The sequence below is a fragment of the Desulfitobacterium metallireducens DSM 15288 genome (assembly GCF_000231405.2).
GTDB classification, from domain to species: domain Bacteria; phylum Bacillota; class Desulfitobacteriia; order Desulfitobacteriales; family Desulfitobacteriaceae; genus Desulfitobacterium_A; species Desulfitobacterium_A metallireducens.
Map to the genome: position 1 here is coordinate 3,089,165 of NZ_CP007032.1, position 19,868 is coordinate 3,109,032.

Here is a 19,868-nt window from a genome sequence, read left to right on the forward strand (position 1 = left end):
GTCCATGTGCCTAAGCTCTAAACTGCTTCTTAAAAACTATGATCCAAAACCTTCCCTGTTCCTAACGCAACACAAGAAATGGGATCTTCAGCTAAACTAACAGGTAACCCCGTCTCTCTAGACAATCGAATATCAAATCCATAAACCATCGATCCCCCGCCAGTCATAACAATCCCTTTATTCAATATATCCGCTGAAAGTTCAGGCGGAGTATGCTCGAGAACCTCTTTTACTGCACTAACAATAGCTTCCACTGATTCTTCGAGGGCGGTGTAACATTCCTTGGAATTCACCGTAACTGTTTTGGGTAATCCTGTAACAAGGTCACGCCCACGCACATCTATTTCTGCATTTTCAGGACGGCCTTCAGGAATCGCAGTACCTACAGCAATTTTGACTTCTTCTGCCGTACGCTCTCCAATCATTAAATTATATTCACGACGAATATGACGAATGATCGCTTCATCGAATTTATCGCCGCCCACGCGAAGACTTCGTTTGGTTACTATTCCCCCTAAAGCGAGAACCGCAATATCGGATGTTCCTCCCCCAATATCAACAACCATGTTCCCCGCAGGTCCAGCAATATCCAGTCCTGCACCTAACGCTGCCGAATAAGGTTCTTCGATGACTTTGACCTGTCTTGCTCCTGCTTGATAAGCTGCTTGTTTAACTGCACGCTCCTCAACCTCAGTGACACCAGAAGGAATGCAAACCACCACACGTGTTTTAAAAAATGGAAATTTCCGTGCGCCTGCCTTTTCCAAAAAATACTTAAGCATAAGCTCCGTTGTAACATAATCCGCGATAACACCATCGCGCATTGGACGAACCGCGACAATATTACCAGGAGTCCGTCCCAACATCATCCGAGCATCTTCACCCACTGCGATTCGCTTATTTGTGTTCTTATCAATAGCTACCACCGAAGGCTCGTGTAAAACAATTCCTTTTCCTTTTACATAGACTAAAACACTTGCTGTTCCTAGGTCAATTCCTAAATCAATTCCGAACATTCTTGGCGGTACCCCTTTCTTCTTTTGCCCATATAAGTAAAAGTACAATCTCCCATAAAGGGAGATTATACATAATATACCACATTATCTTATTCGATGAAAATCTCCTAATTCCTTTAAGTAATAACCCATTTTTCTAAATTTCAACCATTAATTATTAATTCTCTTGATATTTCTTCCGTGTCGCTTCCCCGCCTCGTATATGACGCTCTGCTTTGTTACTTTCTAGAATCTGTTTAACCTCCATCGCCAACTTCTCGTTAATTAAAGGCAGCCTCTCTGTTACATCCTTATGTACGGTAGACTTCGAAACGCCGAAAACATCAGCGGTTTGCCTAACTGTGGCACTGGATTCCATAATGTAATTTCCAATGTCGAGTACCCGCTTGCGGATATATTCTTGCACGCTGAGCCCTCCTTCTGTACCCCGAATTTTATACATTTATATGCAGTGAAAATTAAAAAAGACATCCTTCACGGACGTCTTCCTCTGGTAAATCATGTATATGCAATTTTTATGCTATTCTGCCTGTGCCTGATCTCCATTCCAAACTTCATAATGAAGTTGGGTTCGATCATTTATTCCATCCGCTCCGGAATAATACCCAATTTGGCCCAAAACAGTGTTATTTTCAATTATTTCACCTTGTTGAACTCTTAAATTGTCTAGTCCTCCGTAGACCACACGCCAACCTTCGCCACAATCGATCTCGACTTTCTGACCTAAAATCGGGTCAGCTCCTGCAAAAGTCACTTTTCCTCCGTGAGTAGCCCTGATCACGGCTCCTTCGACCAGTGGATAATCTCTGCCTGCATGGAAAAGATAAGCATTTACATTTTCGGAAAAATAATTTTCTACCCCGCGAAGCGGTTCAACTCGAACAGGGCTTGGAAAATCCTCCAACGATATTTTAACTTGGCTCTTATTTCCTCCTTGATCCTCGGTTTTTACTGGATTGCCCAAATCGAGCTTCAATGATCCTTCTTTCGTCTGATCGTTACCCTGAGCCACTACTTCCTGCCCCTTTGGCATTAACTCTAATCTTGCTAATCCATACGTTAAAGCGGTCAAACCCAAAATCAATATCATAACGAAATAGGCGGCCCCCATTTTCCAACCCTTTGGCAACTTCATAAAAATACTCCCTTTCGCCACTCTATGAAAGCATATATAAGAACAATCGTTCTAAGAATATCCTTTCCTAATCTGCCTTCTTTTAGACGAACCGGAGTTAAATCAGGGGTTTTGATTCCCTTTGCTTAATGCGAGTATTTGTGTTCCGGGATAAAAATGACTAAGAATTTCTGAATAAGTACTTCCTGCCTTTCCTAAATCATTCGCTCCGTACTGGGACATTCCCACAGCATGTCCGTTTCCATAGGTTTTAAGCTGAATTTCCTCAGGCTGAATCGTAAATTCGATATCTGTGGATGCTAGTCCTAAGAGGGTTCGTAGTTGCGGGGCTGTAAAAACTTTACCTAAAACACGAACTTCCTTTGCTCGCCCGGCTGTGGTTTGACTTATAATTGCAAAGTCTGAGGCTTTAAAGTTTTGGGGCGTTTGAGAAATTCCGAGTTTTTGATAGAGTACGTTCGGAGTATACGTATAAGTTTTAACAAAACGGGTTTGATTCGTTTCTCCAGATTCCACATTCTGCAAATATAACCTTGAGGAGCTCCAGACTTCTTCCGCCCGTTCAGTTGGTTTGCGTCCACTGCTACTATGATAAAAGGCATCAATGTATTGACCATTAGCAACAAGAACTTGACCCTTTGTGCTTTCGACTGAGTCTAAAACTGGTTTATGATAACGCCAATAACCCCACCATCCCCACTTCACTTTCATTTGAGTATCCGTAAGCCAGGCTTGAGTCTGAACTGTCGTATCCACATCATAGCCTTGATCTGAATCTGATCTCCGGCTGATCTGTTTGGCAGCATAGGTTCGAGCCGCTACAGCTTGAGCTTTCAATGCTTCACTATCAAACTCTGCCGGCATTTCTGCTGCAACAACTCCAACCAAATATTCTTCTAAAGCAAGAGTTTCAACATTTCCACCTGGCATTTTCACTCGAATATTAAAGTCTCCTAAAGGAATCTCCTCCTTTTGCCAGCGCATAATTGACCAAGGAATTAAGAAGATAATAATCAATGAAAGCACTAGGATGGTTATCCCTTCTTTTTTCAAAGGTCTTCCTCCTCTCTGCAGTACAAGCTTTGCTAAACCTTATGCTTGCTGAAGAGGCAATATGACTGTCAATGAGGGGATAAAAATAAGGAGCACTCGTGTGCTCCCCTAAAAAAATCACATTTTAAAAGTTTTTATAATACCTCATTAGGCCATCCTGCGAATATTAGCTCCAATTCTGTTGAGCTTATTTTCTATATCTTCATATCCTCGGTCAATGTGTTCCACCCCAGAGATCTCAGTTTCTCCTTCTGCCGTCAATGCTGATAAAATCAAAGCCGCACCGGCTCGGAGATCTGTAGCCTTCACTGGTGCTCCAGTCAAGCGTTCAACTCCTTGCACGATTGCACTTCGGCCCTCGATTTTAATATCTGCACCCATGCGTTTAAGTTCATCAACATGCATAAAACGGTTTTCAAAAACAGTTTCTGTCACCATTCCTGTCCCTTGCGCTGTACAGAGAAGTGCTAAGAAAGGAGCTTGAAGGTCGGTTGGGAAACCGGGGTGGACCTGGGTTTTAATATCTACAGCGTGATAATGTCCATTTCCTCGAACTCGTATTCCATCATCTTCTTCTCGGAAGTCTATTCCTGCTTCACTCATCTTAGCAAGAAGAGGTTTATTATGATCTGCAATTACGTTTTGAACGAGGACATCCCCACCCGCCGCTGCAGCCATTAATAGGTAACTACCCGCTTCAATCCGATCAGGAATTACCGTATGATTTGCACCATGAAATTCTCGGACCCCCTCAATATGAATCACACTGGTCCCTGCGCCACGAACTTTCCCCCCCATTTGGTTAAGGAAATTCGCAAGGTCAACAATTTCAGGTTCTTGTGCTGCATTCTCAATGAGTGTTGTCCCTTCAGCTCCGGCCGCAGCCATCATGATATTCTCTGTGGCTCCTACGCTCGGAAAATCGAGATAAATTCGAGTGCCCTTTAAAACAGTGGCACTGACATCAAGAAAGCCGTGTTCCATCCGAACTTCTGCCCCTAAAGCTTCAAGTCCCTTTAAATGCCAATTAATAGGGCGTGATCCAATAGCACAACCACCCGGATGTGAAATCCGTACATGACCTGTCCTTGCAAGCAGAGGACCCATTGTTACGATCGAGGCTCGCATTTTTGAGACCAACTCATGTGGTGCTTGAATTTCTGTAATTTCAGACGTATTTATGAATAACTGCGATCCTACCCGCTTAACCTGAGATCCAAAAGAACTAATAACTTCGCACATCACATCAACATCCAATAGATGCGGAGCATCATCAATTCGCAAAGGCTCAGGTGACAGCAAGCTGGCCGCGATAATTGGCAGAACTGCATTTTTAGCTCCACTGACGGTAATCGTTCCTTCTAAAGAATTTCCGCCAGTAACAATTAGTCTACTCAAGTGTTGAAGCACCCCCTTTTCGATTTAACATACCTTGACTTGCATTTATTCTCCCTCTACACTCGTTTTTCCTGCTAATTATACAAAGTTTGCTACTTTAAAATTCTTCCAATAGGACGGGTACTGCTAAGACCGTCATCGCTCCTTGAGATGTACTTCGCGTGAGAAGTTGAATATTTACGGAGTCTTCTCCCGCTTTAACTTCCGGAAAGAAACCGTCTTGCCAACCTGCAATCGATGAAGTCGTCCCTGAAAAGGCCACTTGCTTAGGTTCAAAACTATTGCGACGGAGATAGGTCTCCCCATCTATTCCAGCTCGAACTCGTTCGTCAAAATAGGCTTTTCCACCTTCTAGCTCAACCTTTTTTGCCATAGTCTTAAACCAAGTCCATATCTCTGCTTCTTCTAATGCATTAAGATGACGATAACCTGAAACCGTGAGTGATTGTTTCGAATCTAAACCCTGCGTCCAGTTTGCTGCTTGAATCTCTACTCCATGAATTTCCCATCTCCATCCAGATTGAGATCGTATCTGCTCTTGGAGAAAGGAAGATGCTGAATCACTACGTTCCTCCCCGAACCAAAATACAACTTCGACTTCTGCTTCAGCGACTTCTACTAACCCTGAGTTGAGTAATAGGGGGGGAATGTTTTTCTGTTGCCTGCTAGCAATCACTCCGTTTGCTTCATAGCCCAAATCAATCAGAATTATTAAAACAATGAATATGAATCCCATAATATATAAACGAACGTTACGATTCGTCAAGTTAATTCTCCTCTCGCTCCATGGTATGTTGAAATCATTTCATATATATTAGCCTACAGAATTAGTGTTGCCAAAGCACGAAAAAGTTAACGTCTTACCATAGCGATAATTAATATTTTTATGGATACGTTTTTAATTGTAGAATGCATAAAAATAGCGCGATAAATCTCAAGTCGATTTATCGCGCTATTTGTTAATTTTTAGTTAGTCATTCTTACCATCTGCAGCATTAAGCCTTGTAATTGCTCGACGCAGTGCATATTCTGCACGCTTCATATCTGTATCATGGGCTTTTTGAAGCAAGCGTTTTTCAGCTCTTGCTTTAGCCTCTAGGGCACGTTGGACATCAATAGACTCTGCAAATTCTGCTGTATCGGCGAGCACTGTCGCCTTATTCTCAGAGACTTCCACAAATCCCCCAGAGATGGCTAACTTCTTTTTGTTGCCATTCACAGTGTAGTGAACCACTCCCGTATCTAATGCCGCAATCATTGGAGCATGGTTCGGCAAAATCCCGAGATCTCCATCTACCCCTGGTAACACAACAAATTCAATCTCTTCTTTAAGGACGTTACCTTCAGGAGAAACCACATGGAAAGTAAATGTACCAGCCATGTTTATGCCCCCAATACTTTGGCTTTTTCAATAGCTTCTTCAATTGTTCCGACCATATGGAAGGCTGCCTCAGGAAGATCATCATGTTTCCCTTCAACAATCTCCTTGAATCCTCGGATCGTCTCTTTAATCGGTACATATTTACCAGGAGATCCAGTGAAGATTTCGGCCACATGGAACGGTTGAGACAGGAAGCGCTCAATCCGACGAGCACGACCCACGATCAGTTTTTCATCTTCAGAAAGCTCATCCATCCCAAGAATAGCAATAATATCTTGCAATTCTTTATATTTTTGTAGGATTTGCTGGACATCCCGCGCTACATTATAATGTTCATCTCCAAGAATTAAGGGAGAAAGAATCCGTGATGTTGAATCAAGAGGGTCAACTGCCGGATAGATCCCTTTCTCGGAAATCGCCCGATTAAGAACCGTCGTCGCATCCAAGTGCGAGAAAGTCGTAGCCGGGGCTGGGTCAGTCAAGTCATCGGCTGGAACATAGATAGCCTGAACAGAAGTGATTGATCCATCTCGAGTCGATGTAATCCGCTCTTGCAAAGCACCCATTTCGGTAGCCAATGTCGGCTGATAGCCAACCGCTGAAGGCATCCGTCCTAGAAGAGCAGACACTTCAGATCCTGCTTGAGTGAACCGGAAAATGTTATCAATGAAAAGCAGAACGTCTTGATGCTGAATGTCACGGAAATATTCAGCCATAGTCAGTCCTGACAGACCCACCCGCAAACGTGCACCCGGGGGTTCATTCATCTGGCCGAAAACCATGGCCATTTTATCGATAACCCCGGACTCTTTCATTTCATTCCAAAGGTCATTTCCTTCACGGGTCCGTTCGCCAACGCCAGCAAAGACAGAAAGTCCGCCATGTTGCATCGCGATATTATTAATGAGCTCCTGAATCAGTACTGTTTTGCCTACGCCAGCACCGCCAAAAAGACCAATTTTACCGCCTCGGGCATAGGGAGCGAGCAAGTCAATAACCTTAATCCCCGTTTCCAACATTTGGGTCGAAGGATCTTGATCCACAAAGGAAGGTGCTGGGCGATGGATTGGATTGTTCGTTGCTGCATGGACTTCAGCGCCATTATCAATCGGTTTACCTAATACATTGAACATCCGTCCCAGAGTTTCTGGACCCACGGGAACAGTGATAGGTAAACCCGTATCTTTGACTTCCATACCCCTCTGCAAACCATCTGTTGAGGACATAGCTACGCAACGGACGATTTCATTTCCTAAATGCTGCTCCACCTCTAGGGTGATATCGATTTTCTTCTCAGGGTCCTGTATCAGTACTGCATTGTAGATTCTTGGCAGTTGATCGGGAGCAAATTCAACGTCAACTACCGCCCCCATGACTTGTACTATCTTACCGATATTCACAAGCGAGAGTCCTCCTTTTTGGGAATTTACAGCAGCTACTCAAGGGCAGCCGCTCCACCGACAATTTCGGTGATTTCTTTCGTAATCGCCGCTTGACGCGCACGGTTCATCTGGAGTGTCAAACTATCAATCAATTCTTTAGCATTATCAGATGCTGCACCCATCGCCGTCATTTTTGATCCCATTTCACTTGCTTTTCCTTCCAATAAAGTACGGAAAACTGCTGTTTCCACATACTTTGGAAGCAAGGTATTCAGAATCTCCTCTGACGAGGGTTCAAAAATATACTCTTTACCGCTCTGACCCTCAGGTTGTTCGATCGGTAAGATTTTGATTTGTTTGGGTTGCTGGTTGATTGCTGAGATAAATTCATTATAAACGAGGTAGACTTCATCAAAGACACCCTCGCTATAAGCGCGAATAACCTGTTGGGCAATCTCCTTGGCAAGGCCATATGAGGGAAAATCCCCTATACCTATAAATTCAGAAAGCATCTCAACTTTTCCATGCCGAAAAGTATCTCTTCCCTTACGTCCGACTACGATAAGTTTCGCCTCATGTTCTTCTTCGGCGAGCACATTTTTGGTCATCCGGATTATGTTCGCATTATAGCCACCGCAAAGTCCCCGATCAGAGGTAATGACCACATATCCCACTGTTTGCACGGTTCGTTTTTCCAAAAGAGGATGAGTAGCCTCCTCCTGATTTTGGGCTAGACGAGCTAATATTTCATGCATTTGACGGGTATAAGGTCGGGCAGCGACAACCCTTTCCTGGCATTTGCGCAACCGAGCAGCCGCCACCATTTTCATGGCTTTGGTGATCTTCTCCATATTGCTGATGCCTCGGATCCGGCGACGAATATCAAGTATACTTGCCACCTCGTTCACCTACCCCCCATTTAGATCAGAAATCCTTGCTTGAATTCGCTAATCGATTTGGCAATCTCAGCATCTAACTCATCCGATAGTTTCTTCTCAGTACGGATTTGCGTTAAGATGTCAGCTTTCACTGAGCGCATGAACCGAAGATACTCTTGTTCAAAGCGACCAATCTGATCGACAGCGATATCATCAATTAAGCCTTTAACGGCAGCATAAATGACAACGACTTCTTCTTCAACAGGCATGGTATGATATTGTGCTTGTTTCAGAATTTCCATCGTCCGTTCACCACGGCCTAAACGCATTTGCGTTACTTTATCTAAGTCAGAACCGAATTGAGAGAAAGCTGCCAACTCGCGGTATTGAGCAAGGTCGAGTCGTAATTGCCCAGCGACTTGCTTCATTGCTTTGATTTGTGCCGAACCACCAACACGGGATACAGAAATACCCACGTTAATAGCCGGACGGAAACCTGAGTTAAACAGATCCGTCTCCAAGAAGATCTGACCATCGGTAATCGAGATAACATTCGTAGGAATGTACGCTGAAACGTCACCCGCTTGAGTCTCAATAATCGGCAAAGCTGTCATCGAGCCACTGCCAAGTTCAGGAGAAAGTTTAGCGGAACGTTCCAAGAGACGGGAATGAAGATAGAAAACGTCTCCGGGATAAGCCTCACGTCCGGGTGGCCGTTTTAACAGCAGAGACAATTCACGATAAGCAGAAGCTTGTTTCGTAAGATCATCATAAATGATGAGAACATGCTTACCGTTATACATGAATTCCTCGCCGATAGCGCAGCCTGCATAAGGTGCAATATAAAGCATCGGTGCAGGTTCGGAGGCTGGTGCTGAAACAATAATGGAGTAATCCATCGCACCATGATCTTCAAGTGTTTTAAGAACTCCAGCTACTGTCGAGGACTTTTGGCCAATTGCGACATAAATGCAGATCACATCTTGTCCCTTTTGGTTAATGATCGCGTCAACAGCGACTGCCGTCTTTCCTGTCTGCCGGTCACCAATAATCAGTTCCCGCTGACCTCGACCAATCGGCACAATCGCATCGATCGATTTAATCCCTGTTTGCAGGGGTTCGTGGACTGATTTCCGATAAACAACACCTGGAGCTTGGGACTCAATCGGTCGGAATTTATCGGTCTTAATTTCCCCTTTTCCGTCAATCGGTTGACCCAAAGCGTTGACAACGCGGCCAATCATGGCATCGCCAACCGGAACTTCAACGATCCGTCCTGTACGTTTGACGGGGTCGCCTTCTTTAATATTGATAAACTGACCCAAAATAACGCAACCAATATTATCGGCTTCAAGGTTCATAGCCATTCCATAAACTCCGTTAGGGAATTCTAGGAGTTCACCAGCCATTGCCTTTTCCAATCCATAAACGCGGGCAATCCCGTCACCGACCTCGATAACAGTACCCACGTCCATAACATCAACCACATTATCATAACGTTCGATTTGCTGTTTGATAATTGAACTTATTTCTTCTGGACGTAATTTCATCCTGTCTTTTCACCCCTATTTTCTGAGGTCTTCAAAAACTCCCGGTTTAGGCTCGGCCTAAGCTTAGGCGAATCTGAGAAAGCTTGTAGGCCACCGTTCCATCCATGACCCGATCACCAATTTGAACGATTACGCCACCGATGAGTTCGGGACGGACTTCCTTGACCATGCGTACATTCTTTCCGGTAATCCGGACCAATTCCTTATGCAAACGTTCTTCTTGAGTTTTGCTCAAGGGCGCAGCACTCGATATCCTAGCTTCGATAATGTTTCGCGCTTTATCTGCAAGCAACTTAAATTCCCGTTGAATATCAGGAAGCAAGTTTTCTCTTCTCTTATCGATAAGTAAATAGAAAAAGCGGCGAACCGTGTCACTCAAGCTTCCAGAAAAGAGCTTGTCCATAATCTCTTTCTTCTCGGTCAAGGAAATATGCGGATGATAAAGGAGATGCGCAACCTCAGCATTCTCTTCTATTAAACCTATAAGCTGGTCAAGCTCGGTCTCTATTTGATTCAGATCTTGTTGTTCAGCTAATTCAAATAAGGCCTGAGCATACCGGCGGGCTAAAGCTCCCTTTAACATGGCAATTCCCCTACTTCTTGAATAAATTGCTCAATGAGATCTTCCTGACCTTTGACATCCAAGTTTTTGCGAATAATCTTTTCGGCGACAGCAACCGATAAATCGGCAACTTGAGCCTTTACTTGGGCAACAGCCAAGTCACGTTCGCGTTCAATGTCGGCGAGGGCCGATTTTTTGATCTTTTCAGCCTCTACATGAGCTTCTGCCAAGATCTCCGCAGACCGTTCTTCGCTCAATTTCGTCGCTTTCGCGATAACTTCTTGAGCTTCTTGACGTGCCTTACGCATTTCTTCCTGGTACTCACGTTTTATTTGTTCAGCCTGCTGGCGTTCTTTTTCTGCTTGAGCGATATTAGACTCAATGAAGTTACGACGTTCTTCCATCATATTCATGATTGGATTCCACGCGTACCGTCTAAGAATATATACAAGTAATAGGAAAGATATGATTTGGGCGACTAGCGTCCAATCAAACGATATGGGATTCACAGTTTACCCCCCTCTCAAGTCTAGTCCATCCATGAATGATTTTTACAAGGGGGAACGATCCGTTCCCCCTTGTTTTGACGGGCTGGGACTTAAGACTCAAGCCCAATTCAATTCAGACTTACTTCGTAAACATGAGAAGTAGAGCAAGAACCCATGTCAAAAGTGGCAAAGCCTCGACGAGACCTACACCAATAAACATAGTGGATTGTAATGCACCTTTAGCCTCAGGCTGGCGAGCAATTCCTTCTATTGTTTTTGTAATCAAGCTTCCGTTACCAAGTGAAGCTCCGAGGGCTGCTAATCCAGCAGCAATCCCTGCACCAAGTGCAGCTGCAGCAGAAACGTCCACAGAGTTTCCTCCTTTCTTATTACCCTATAAATTATTTCGTAATATTTTCTCAGTAGGCACATGCTCCACTGAAATCTAACAATAACTAAAACGAACTGAACAATCCCGATTACTCCTCACCCACTGCTTGGGCAACATAGGCCGTTGTCAGAACTGTAAAAACATAGGATTGGATTGCTCCAATAAAGATACTAAACGCAAGCCAAATCGTATCTGGCAAAATACCGCCAAATACCCAAACACCTGGGAGCATTAAAATAACACTAATAAGAATTTCACCTGCATAAATATTACCAAATAAACGGAAGGCCAGTGTCATCGGCTTGGAAATCATATCGATTCCATGGATGAGTACAAAAACCGGATGCGGCTCTAGGAAATGTTTGAAATAATGACTTCCTTGGTACTTAATCCCCATCCTTACAACCAAGACCATCGTTAGCAACGCTAACGCCACAGTCGTATTGATATCTGCTGTTGGAGACATCCAGGAGGCCCCTTCAAAGATTTTATTCAGCTGCGCAAACTCAACATTATGAAAGAGATTAAGTGTAAAATTTGGAAGCAGTCCAAACATATTAGAAACAAAGACAAACAATATCAACGTCAATAAATAGCCAAGTAACGGACGTGCCTTTTCTAAGTCCATGTTATCAGAGACGAGTTTGCGTACGAAGTCAATCATCCATTCTAAGACATTCTGCATTTTACCCGGCTTGCCGCTCGTTAAATTCCGCACCCCTAAAAGCACAAAAAGCAAGATAACGACCATAACCATCCATGTCATGACAAGCGTCTTTGCGTGGAAGGTCATACTACCTAAATGCCACAATATAGTTTCCTCATGCATATATTCATAACTCACCCCTTTCTGCCTTCATATATTCTATTATCCCTACAATAAGAGAAACCACAAGTCCTAACGCAAATCCCAGGGCTAAACTAAAAAGCCACTCTTTCTGATAGCGACCGACTGCCGCTACAACTAAAGTCACAAACCCAAGGCGCGCAAAAAAGCTTCGACGCATTTGTCGAATAGCCATGGAAATTTCTAATTCAACATTTCTTTGCGTATTTTTATAAAGCCATTGCGTATACAAAAAACTAGTCCAATATCCCACAATGGCTCCAAGTAAGCCCTCGTTATGGGTCATCCCCATCGCAAGGAATAATCCGGAAGTGCCTAAAAGTAAATAGACAAGTTTACTTTTTGTCATCGGTCATCCCAAGCTTTCTTAAACTTACTACTACATAACTTCCTCCGAAGACTAACCCAACTAAAATAAACAGAAGTTGAAACCACGGTTGGGTTTCCCATCGCTGATCGAGATATTTACCCAGCAGATAGCCACCCCCAACTAAAATCGCGAGTGTGGTAGCAATACTTGTACCCAGCGCCATAGCTTTAACCACGTTCAGACGGTTATCGCCCATATACGACTACCTCACCCTATCACGAATAATCGATAGTTATATCTTATTCGCGATGGCATTTTTAAAATCCTGCTTCATTTGAAAGAAAAGCAGTTTTTTTCTATACTCCCTTATTATTCTATAAAATTCTGTTTTTTATTCTATTGTATCTTTTGTTTCTGGATAATATTTACAATACGGTCAGCTGCTTTACCATCACCATAAGGATTAATGGCATGAGCCATCGCATGAAAGTGTTCCTCATCCCTTAAAAGTCGATTTAAGCTCTCGACAACTCGCTCGTAAGAAGTACCCACTAAGGAAACGGTTCCTGCTTCGACCGCCTCTGGGCGCTCCGTAGTATCCCTTACAACTAAGACAGGTTTCCCTAAAGATGGAGCCTCTTCTTGAATTCCGCCTGAGTCTGTCAAAATGATATGCGCTTTAGACATCAAATTGACAAAAGGCTCATAATCCATCGGTTCAATCAAGTAGACTCGTTCATGTTGACCTAAAACCTCATCAACGACTTTCCGTACAGAGGGATTTTTATGGACAGGAAATACAATATAGGTATTCGGATTATTGTCGAGCACATTCGCTAGCGCTCGATAGATTTGACGCATCGGTTCCCCAAGGTTTTCCCGGCGGTGCGTGGTTACCAAAATCATGCGTCGATTCTGTTCCCGCTCCAGTATTGAATCTAATTCCCGATCATTGAAACGATAATCTGTATCAACCGTATGTAGCAAAGCATCGATAACCGTATTTCCTGTTACAAAAATCTTCTCCAGCGGCACACCTTCTCGAAGTAGATTTTGCTTTGCCGTATTTGTTGGTGCAAAATGCAAATCCGTAATCGCACCTGTTAGTTTACGGTTCATCTCTTCCGGAAAAGGGGAGTACTTATTACCGGTACGTAGGCCTGCTTCCACATGGCCCACTGGAATATGCGTATAAAACGCAGCAAGTGCCGCGACGAAAGTCGTTGTCGTGTCTCCATGGACTAAGATTAAATCTGGTTTTGCTTTTGCAAAGACCTCAACGAGCCCATTGAGGGCTCGTGTTGTAATTTCAACGAGAGTCTGCCCTGCTTTCATCAAATTCAAGTCGTAATCTGGACGAATCTTAAAAAGTTCCAACACTTGGTCGAGCATTTCTCGGTGTTGAGCTGTCACAGCGACCTGACATGGAACCGATTCTTTTTGAAGGGCTTTAACGACTGGGGCCATTTTGATCGCTTCAGGACGTGTCCCAAAAACCACCATGACCTTAGGTTGTTGTTTCACCGTTCGTTACTCTCCTTTGAATATTTCAGTTTACTGTCCACATTCTTCTTTCCAAGATAGATGAATAAGCTTAAGCTCGGCCTCTTCTGCGAGTTGTTGTGCTAGAGCATCCGGATAGGGATTGGCATAGATCACGCGTTTAATTCCTGCGTTAATGATCATCTTGGTACAGAGGACACAGGGTTGTGTGGTTGTATAGAGAATCGCTCCATCAATTTCCACCCCGTGCTTAGCCGCCTGTACGAGTGCATTCTGCTCCGCATGAACCGCCCTGCAGATCTCTGTCCGTTCACCGGAAGGAATCTGCAGTTTTTGCCTTAAACACCCAACTTCAGCACAATGTTTTAACCCTGTAGGGCTTCCATTATATCCCGTACTTAGAATCTGCTTATCCTTGACAATCACTGCCCCAACTTGACGACGCAGACAGGTGGAGCGTTCTGAAACCACCTGCGCCATCTTCATGAAATAATCATCCCAACTTGGGCGCTTCTTTGGTGTGTCCATTATTTCGTTCCAAAGAGCCGATCTCCGGCATCCCCTAAGCCTGGTACAATATAACCATGGTAATTGAGCTTTTCATCCACCGCAGCTACGAAGATTTCCACATCATTATGTGCGGATCTTACTGCCTCGATTCCTTCTGGTGCAGCGATGAGACACATTAACTTAATGTTGCGAACTCCTCGCTCCTTCAAAAATGTAATTGCTGCTGATGCCGAACCCCCTGTTGCGAGCATTGGGTCAATTACAATCAGCTCTCGCTCCTCAATATCAGTTGGCAGTTTGCAATAATATTCTACAGGTTTGAGTGTTTCCGGATCGCGATATAAGCCAATATGACCTACTTTCGCTGTCGGGATAAGTTTAAGCATGCCATCAACCATGCCTAATCCTGCACGTAGAATGGGAACCAGTCCAACCTTTCGTCCCGCAATCACTTTCGTTTTCGTCGTGGCAACTGGAGTCTTCACCTCAATCTCTTCCAGCGGGAAGTCTCGAGTTACTTCATATGCCATAAGCATTGCAACTTCTTCAACAAGTTCGCGGAAGTCTTTCGATCCGGTTTCCTCATCTCGTATTAATGAAAGCTTATGTTGAATCAAGGGGTGATCAAGAACGTGTACTTGTGCCATGAAATACGTCAACTCCTAATCTAAATTCGTGTAAAGTGGGAACTCCTTACAAAGACTTGCTACAATTTCTCTTGCTTTTGCATAGCTCGTCTCATCCTGATTGGTCAGTACGAGATCAATAGCCTCTGCAATCCGCTGCATCGCTTGAGGATTCATTCCCCGGCTAGTTACAGCAGGTGTGCCAATACGAATACCACTCGTAACAAACGGACTCGCAGGATCATAGGGGATTGTATTTTTATTAACCGTAATTCCCACCTCATCAAGGATATGCTCTGCATCCTTTCCCGTCAATCCTTTTGTCCGCACATCTACGAGCATTACATGGTTATCTGTGCCCCCGGAAACCAAGCGGAAACCTTTTTCACTCAGACTGCTCGCCAACATCTTTGCATTTTCCACGATATGCTCTTGGTAAAGTTTAAACTCCGGTTGAAGAGCTTCCCCGAAAGCGACCGCCTTTGCAGCAATTACGTGCATAAGTGGGCCACCCTGAATTCCAGGGAAAATTGCTTTGTCAATCGCCTTAGCATATTCTTCTTTGCAAAGAATGAGTCCCCCTCTCGGACCGCGCAACGTTTTATGAGTCGTTGAGGTCACGAAGTGAGCATACGGGACTGGGCTTGGATGAATCCCCGCTGCAACTAATCCGGCAATATGTGCCATATCCACCATGAGAAGGCAACCTGCCTCATCCGCAATTTCACGAAGCTTAGGAAAGTCAATAATTCGAGAATATGCACTTGCACCTGCAACAATCAACTTCGGATGGTGTTCAAGTGCTAACGCTCGAACTTTTTCATAATCAATAACTTCTGTGTCAGGTTCAACTCCATAAGCCACAAAGTTAAAATACATTCCAGAGAGGTTTACTGAGCTACCATGAGTCAAATGTCCACCATGTGCAAGATTCATGCCGAGAACCGTGTCTCCTGGTTTAAGTATGGCAAAGTAAACCGCCGTATTCGCTTGAGCACCGGAATGAGGTTGAACATTGGCATGATCAGCTCCAAAAAGCTTTTTAACCCGTTCCCGCGCTAGGTCTTCAACGACATCAACGTATTCACAGCCTCCATAGTAACGATGAGCTGGATATCCTTCTGCATACTTATTGGTAAGCACTGAGCCTTGCGCCGCCATGACTGCACGGCTAACAAAATTTTCCGAAGCGATAAGTTCGATTTTATTGCGTTGCCGCCCTTCTTCTTGAGCAATCGCTTCCGCAACTTCGGGGTCTTGTGGAAGAATCCATTCTTTAATATAATCCATTTTACTCCTACTCCTTTAAAAATCTGTTCTATTAACGCTTAAGAACATACTCTTTTTAGAAGGTTCCCCAAATTTTATCCTATTGGACCTAAATTACAATAAAAGCACCTGCTTTTCAAGACTTTCCTTTAAATTATTCAGGATAAACCGCTCGCGGTCCGCCAATAAGCCGAGGACGAGTACGAGCCATTGTTAAATGGGCTTCCCCAATCTCCTTAACTTTAAGCCGAATTGGAACGACCACCGGACGCAGATGCATCCCAATAAACGTATCTCCAATATCAATTCCTGCATGTCCTTTAATGCTCTCAACCATTAAAGGAGCCTTAAAGCTTTTCCATGCTTTAACTGACATCGCTCCGCCTGCTTTCAACCCTGGAAGAACAGTTACAGGGTCTAGCCCATAACGTTCCACACATTCTTCTTCAACCACCAGAGCACGATTAATATGCTCACACCCTTGGACCGCTAGAAAAATCCCCTGTTCTCTTACTTTTTTCAGCAAAGGGGGTAAGAGAATATCAGCGACCTCAACGCTGCTTCCTTTCCCAATATGCTGTCCGAGCACTTCACTCGTGCTGCAACCCAAGACTAGAATTTGACCCGAGCGTAAATTTGCTTGTATAAAAAAATCATCGAGAACACTCTGCCAAGTCTCTGCAATCCCTTCTAGCTTCTCTGGCAAGTTCGACTGCGCCTCCTTAAAACTCTTCCCCAGTTTCAATCGACGTCAATAAATCCACACGTCGCGCATGGCGTCCTCCGGCAAAAGGAGTTTTAATAAAAATATCAACAATATCTAAAGCCAAGCCTACTCCCGTTACCCGCCCCCCTAGGGCAAGTACATTAGCATTATTATGTTCACGAGACATCCGCGCTGAATAGGTCTCTGAGCATAACGCGGCTCGAATACCCGGGACTTTATTGGCCGCCATTGAAATTCCTAGTCCTGTCCCACAAATAACAACTCCGAGGTCTGCCTCGCCGTTAAGAATTGCCTTCCCAACCTTATAACCGAACCTCGGATAATCGACAGATTCCTTCGAGTTCGTTCCTAAGTCTAATATCTCTATGCCTTGACCTTCCAAATGCACGCGAATCTCATTCTTAAGTTCAAAACCACCATGATCCGCTCCTAATGCAATCTTCACTTTATCTACCTCCGCTAGCTCATCTAACTTTGTTCTTCTGATGAAAATTCTACACTTTAGCAAGTAATCCCTGCCAAAGTCGTCAAATATTGAAGAAGTATGCAAAATCATAAAGAAAGCTTGGCCGTGCCAAGCTGTTTATCCCTATTTTAATCGTTTCTTGTTAATTTATCCAGCTCATTCTTCAATTCATAGATTAAGCGTTCAATCTGCTCCGCACATTGCTGATAAATCTTAAGCGATCCTCCAAAAGGATCTAAAATATCCTTGCCCGATTCTCCCCATACACCTAGTCGACGTATCTTACCCGTATACTCTGGATAAAGCGAACGCAATCGCATTTCCTGTTCCATCGTCATCGGAATAATCCAATCTGCTTCTTGAAGAAATAACCGATTAACTCGCCGAGAGTGGTGAGAAGAAAGTTCAATACTCCGCGCTTTCATCACGGTCAAGGCTTGATCACTTGCGGGTTGTCCTTCCCAAGCGCCCATTCCAGCCGAGCTCACCTCCACCCCTGGCCCAAAAATCTTTTTAGCTAACCCTTCGGCCATGGGACTACGGCATGTATTGCCTGTGCAGATGAATAAAAGCTTCATGATCATGAGCACCCCTCTTCTGAAAAATCATAAGCATATCTTATTGAACTATAACAGCATCTTCACCCCGATGAGAACGAGAACTACTCCGCCTAAAACCTCTGCCCGCTGCCCAAGCCGCGATCCGACAAACCTTCCCAGAAGAAGACCACTACCCATCATAGCTCCCGCTACAATTCCCATCACGACGACTGTAAGCATGATAGGACTCTCCACTGTTCCGAGAGAAAACCCGACGCTTAATGCATCTAGACTGACACTCACCGCTAAGAAGTAAACTCCCCTTCCTCGTAACGAGATACCTGCGGGAAGTTGGGTACGTCTCAAGGCTTGACGAGCCTCCGAAAGCCGATAAAATTCCGGATCAGGACGCCAAACATGGAAGAGCATTCTTCCCCCTAGCCAGAGCAAAACTGCTGCGCCAATTCCTTTAGCCAATTGCCCCAGTACCATTCCCATTGCCTGACCCATCAAGAGTCCCGCCAAAGGCATAAGGACATGGAAAACCGCAACAATAAGAGAAAGTTTTAAGGTCATCCGCTTTCCAACACCCACGAGTCCAATCGCTAAAGCTAACGAGAACGCATCCGCTCCCAAAGCAACAGAAAGAGCCAACACCCAGACTAAATTCAAGCTTTACACCCCCAATCAAAAGCCAGAGGTTAGAATGGAGAATTCTAACCTCTTCTGTATCTTATGCGTGGGGGCAAGCGCAAATGCTTTTACACCAATTTTCGTATCTTTAAGCTCTCTACACGTACCAAATCTTCTGACCCGAGGCCTTCTCTAAACGGTTCATAATTGCAAAACCTATACCATTTTTTGAAACCCCTTCGGCAAGGATGATATCAATGCCTTGTTCATCACAAAGTCTTAAACCCTCATAAAGGCTAGCAGCAACTTCATCAGGACGTTCCTCCGAACCAAGAACGAAGAGGAGTTCGGGTAATTGACTATGCAGATCTGAAGCACTCTCCAGTGTACAGATGATCCCGACCTTTTTAAGCCGAGTATGGGCATTTTGAATTTCATCTGTGATACGAGTTAAAATCTTTTCCCGTTCACCGATCAGGAGATAGAGATCGCCTTTTGGTGCATAATGCCTGTACTTCATCCCTGGTGCTTTGGGAGGCTGATTCTCCGAAGGATGATCAACCGAAACCTTGCCCAGCACTTCTTCTAGTCTTTCTCTCGTTATCCCGCCGGGCCGTAAAATGCAGGGAATTTCACCCGTTAGATCAAGAACAGTAGATTCGACCCCTACATCACAGGCTCCTCCATCCAAAATGAGAGGAATTCGACCTTGTAGATCCTTCCAAACATGAATTCCATTCGTAGGACTGGGTTTTCCTGAGAGATTTGCACTCGGGGCCGCAATGGGAACCCCTGCCTTTTCAATCAGGGCTAAAGCTACAGGATGGTTCGGCATCCGGATCCCCACAGAGTTCAACCCTGCTGACACCGTTTCCGGAATAATAGGTGTCTTTGGTAAAACGAGTGTGAGCGGGCCTGGCCAAAAGGCGCGTGCACAGCGCTCTGCCAGCTCACCCCAACCTGTAACAAGCGATTTCACCATTTCAAAATTGGACACATGTACGATCAAAGGGTTATCCTGCGGGCGTCCCTTGACCTTGAAAATCTCGGCACAGGCCTGAGCATCTAATGCATTTGCTCCTAAACCGTAGACTGTTTCAGTTGGGAAAGCAACCAGTTGTCCCTTCCTAATGAGCTCTGCCGCTTCTTCAATATACTCCGACTCCGGAGCTTGGCTATCTATATATACTCGTTTTGTCTCCAT

The 19,868-nt window shown here is 44.4% G+C and carries 25 protein-coding genes; all 25 read right to left on the reverse strand.

Annotation, left to right across the window (positions count from 1 at the left end):
• Nucleotides 1-29: 29 nt before the first annotated feature.
• Nucleotides 30-1,016 carry a rod shape-determining protein gene (mreB, locus tag DESME_RS14800; RefSeq protein ID WP_006716819.1) on the reverse strand — a complete coding sequence of 329 codons (987 nt, stop codon included), beginning with the start codon at nt 1,014-1,016 and terminating at the stop codon, nt 30-32.
• 157 nt (nt 1,017-1,173) lie between these two features.
• Nucleotides 1,174-1,422, reverse strand: a complete 249-nt coding sequence (spoIIID, locus tag DESME_RS14805; RefSeq protein WP_006716818.1) for a sporulation transcriptional regulator SpoIIID — start codon at nt 1,420-1,422, stop codon at nt 1,174-1,176.
• Between the two features lie 114 nt (nt 1,423-1,536).
• Nucleotides 1,537-2,151 carry a murein hydrolase activator EnvC family protein gene (locus DESME_RS15505; RefSeq protein WP_006716816.1) on the reverse strand — a complete coding sequence of 205 codons (615 nt, stop codon included), beginning with the start codon at nt 2,149-2,151 and terminating at the stop codon, nt 1,537-1,539.
• A 102-nt stretch (nt 2,152-2,253) separates the two neighbouring features.
• Nucleotides 2,254-3,204, reverse strand: a complete 951-nt coding sequence (gene spoIID / locus DESME_RS14815; RefSeq protein WP_006716815.1) for a stage II sporulation protein D — start codon at nt 3,202-3,204, stop codon at nt 2,254-2,256.
• A gap of 147 nt (nt 3,205-3,351) precedes the next feature.
• A complete protein-coding gene (gene murA / locus DESME_RS14820) occupies nt 3,352-4,602 on the reverse strand; it encodes a UDP-N-acetylglucosamine 1-carboxyvinyltransferase (protein ID WP_006716814.1) in 1,251 nt (416 codons plus the stop codon).
• 97 nt (nt 4,603-4,699) lie between these two features.
• Complete coding sequence (locus DESME_RS14825) at nt 4,700-5,368, reverse strand: hypothetical protein (protein WP_006716813.1); 669 nt, start codon at nt 5,366-5,368, stop codon at nt 4,700-4,702.
• A 204-nt stretch (nt 5,369-5,572) separates the two neighbouring features.
• Entirely contained in the window at nt 5,573-5,983 is a 411-nt protein-coding gene (locus DESME_RS14830; RefSeq protein ID WP_006716812.1) for a F0F1 ATP synthase subunit epsilon, read from the reverse strand.
• A gap of 2 nt (nt 5,984-5,985) precedes the next feature.
• The gene (gene atpD, locus DESME_RS14835; protein ID WP_006716811.1) at nt 5,986-7,383 is read right to left on the reverse strand and encodes a F0F1 ATP synthase subunit beta; all 1,398 of its coding nucleotides are present in this window, start codon (nt 7,381-7,383) and stop codon (nt 5,986-5,988) included.
• A gap of 35 nt (nt 7,384-7,418) precedes the next feature.
• A complete protein-coding gene (gene atpG, locus DESME_RS14840; protein WP_006716810.1) occupies nt 7,419-8,264 on the reverse strand; it encodes an ATP synthase F1 subunit gamma in 846 nt (281 codons plus the stop codon).
• Nucleotides 8,265-8,284: 20 nt separating this feature from the next.
• The gene (atpA, locus tag DESME_RS14845) at nt 8,285-9,793 is read right to left on the reverse strand and encodes a F0F1 ATP synthase subunit alpha (protein ID WP_006716809.1); all 1,509 of its coding nucleotides are present in this window, start codon (nt 9,791-9,793) and stop codon (nt 8,285-8,287) included.
• A gap of 46 nt (nt 9,794-9,839) precedes the next feature.
• Complete coding sequence (locus DESME_RS14850) at nt 9,840-10,376, reverse strand: F0F1 ATP synthase subunit delta (RefSeq protein ID WP_006716808.1); 537 nt, start codon at nt 10,374-10,376, stop codon at nt 9,840-9,842.
• Entirely contained in the window at nt 10,370-10,864 is a 495-nt protein-coding gene (gene atpF, locus DESME_RS14855) for a F0F1 ATP synthase subunit B (protein WP_006716807.1), read from the reverse strand. The genes DESME_RS14850 and atpF overlap by 7 nt, the downstream gene beginning before the upstream one ends.
• Before the next feature lie 118 nt (nt 10,865-10,982).
• Nucleotides 10,983-11,213, reverse strand: a complete 231-nt coding sequence (gene atpE / locus DESME_RS14860; protein ID WP_006716806.1) for a F0F1 ATP synthase subunit C — start codon at nt 11,211-11,213, stop codon at nt 10,983-10,985.
• A 109-nt stretch (nt 11,214-11,322) separates the two neighbouring features.
• Entirely contained in the window at nt 11,323-12,063 is a 741-nt protein-coding gene (gene atpB, locus DESME_RS14865) for a F0F1 ATP synthase subunit A (protein WP_006716805.1), read from the reverse strand.
• A gap of 4 nt (nt 12,064-12,067) precedes the next feature.
• Nucleotides 12,068-12,430 (reverse strand): hypothetical protein, encoded by a 363-nt coding sequence (locus tag DESME_RS14870; RefSeq protein WP_006716804.1) that lies wholly within the window; start codon nt 12,428-12,430, stop codon nt 12,068-12,070.
• On the reverse strand, nt 12,417-12,647 hold the full coding sequence (locus DESME_RS14875; RefSeq protein WP_006716803.1) for an AtpZ/AtpI family protein: 231 nt from the start codon (nt 12,645-12,647) through the stop codon (nt 12,417-12,419). The genes DESME_RS14870 and DESME_RS14875 overlap by 14 nt, the downstream gene beginning before the upstream one ends.
• A 140-nt stretch (nt 12,648-12,787) precedes the next feature.
• Nucleotides 12,788-13,894: a non-hydrolyzing UDP-N-acetylglucosamine 2-epimerase gene (gene wecB / locus DESME_RS14880; RefSeq protein ID WP_041484320.1), complete on the reverse strand. Its 1,107-nt coding sequence runs from the start codon at nt 13,892-13,894 to the stop codon at nt 12,788-12,790.
• A 51-nt stretch (nt 13,895-13,945) separates the two neighbouring features.
• Nucleotides 13,946-14,422, reverse strand: a complete 477-nt coding sequence (locus DESME_RS14885; RefSeq protein WP_006716801.1) for a deoxycytidylate deaminase — start codon at nt 14,420-14,422, stop codon at nt 13,946-13,948.
• Nucleotides 14,422-15,051 (reverse strand): uracil phosphoribosyltransferase, encoded by a 630-nt coding sequence (gene upp / locus DESME_RS14890; protein ID WP_006716800.1) that lies wholly within the window; start codon nt 15,049-15,051, stop codon nt 14,422-14,424. The genes DESME_RS14885 and upp overlap by 1 nt, the downstream gene beginning before the upstream one ends.
• 15 nt (nt 15,052-15,066) lie before the next feature.
• Complete coding sequence (locus DESME_RS14895) at nt 15,067-16,320, reverse strand: serine hydroxymethyltransferase (RefSeq protein ID WP_006716799.1); 1,254 nt, start codon at nt 16,318-16,320, stop codon at nt 15,067-15,069.
• 133 nt (nt 16,321-16,453) lie between these two features.
• The gene (locus DESME_RS14900) at nt 16,454-17,005 is read right to left on the reverse strand and encodes a TIGR01440 family protein (protein WP_006716798.1); all 552 of its coding nucleotides are present in this window, start codon (nt 17,003-17,005) and stop codon (nt 16,454-16,456) included.
• A gap of 16 nt (nt 17,006-17,021) precedes the next feature.
• Entirely contained in the window at nt 17,022-17,471 is a 450-nt protein-coding gene (gene rpiB / locus DESME_RS14905) for a ribose 5-phosphate isomerase B (protein WP_006716797.1), read from the reverse strand.
• A gap of 149 nt (nt 17,472-17,620) precedes the next feature.
• The gene (locus tag DESME_RS14910; RefSeq protein WP_006716796.1) at nt 17,621-18,076 is read right to left on the reverse strand and encodes a low molecular weight protein arginine phosphatase; all 456 of its coding nucleotides are present in this window, start codon (nt 18,074-18,076) and stop codon (nt 17,621-17,623) included.
• A gap of 42 nt (nt 18,077-18,118) precedes the next feature.
• Complete coding sequence (locus DESME_RS14915) at nt 18,119-18,703, reverse strand: manganese efflux pump MntP (RefSeq protein WP_006716795.1); 585 nt, start codon at nt 18,701-18,703, stop codon at nt 18,119-18,121.
• A 118-nt stretch (nt 18,704-18,821) separates the two neighbouring features.
• Entirely contained in the window at nt 18,822-19,868 is a 1,047-nt protein-coding gene (locus DESME_RS15950; RefSeq protein WP_006716794.1) for an L-threonylcarbamoyladenylate synthase, read from the reverse strand.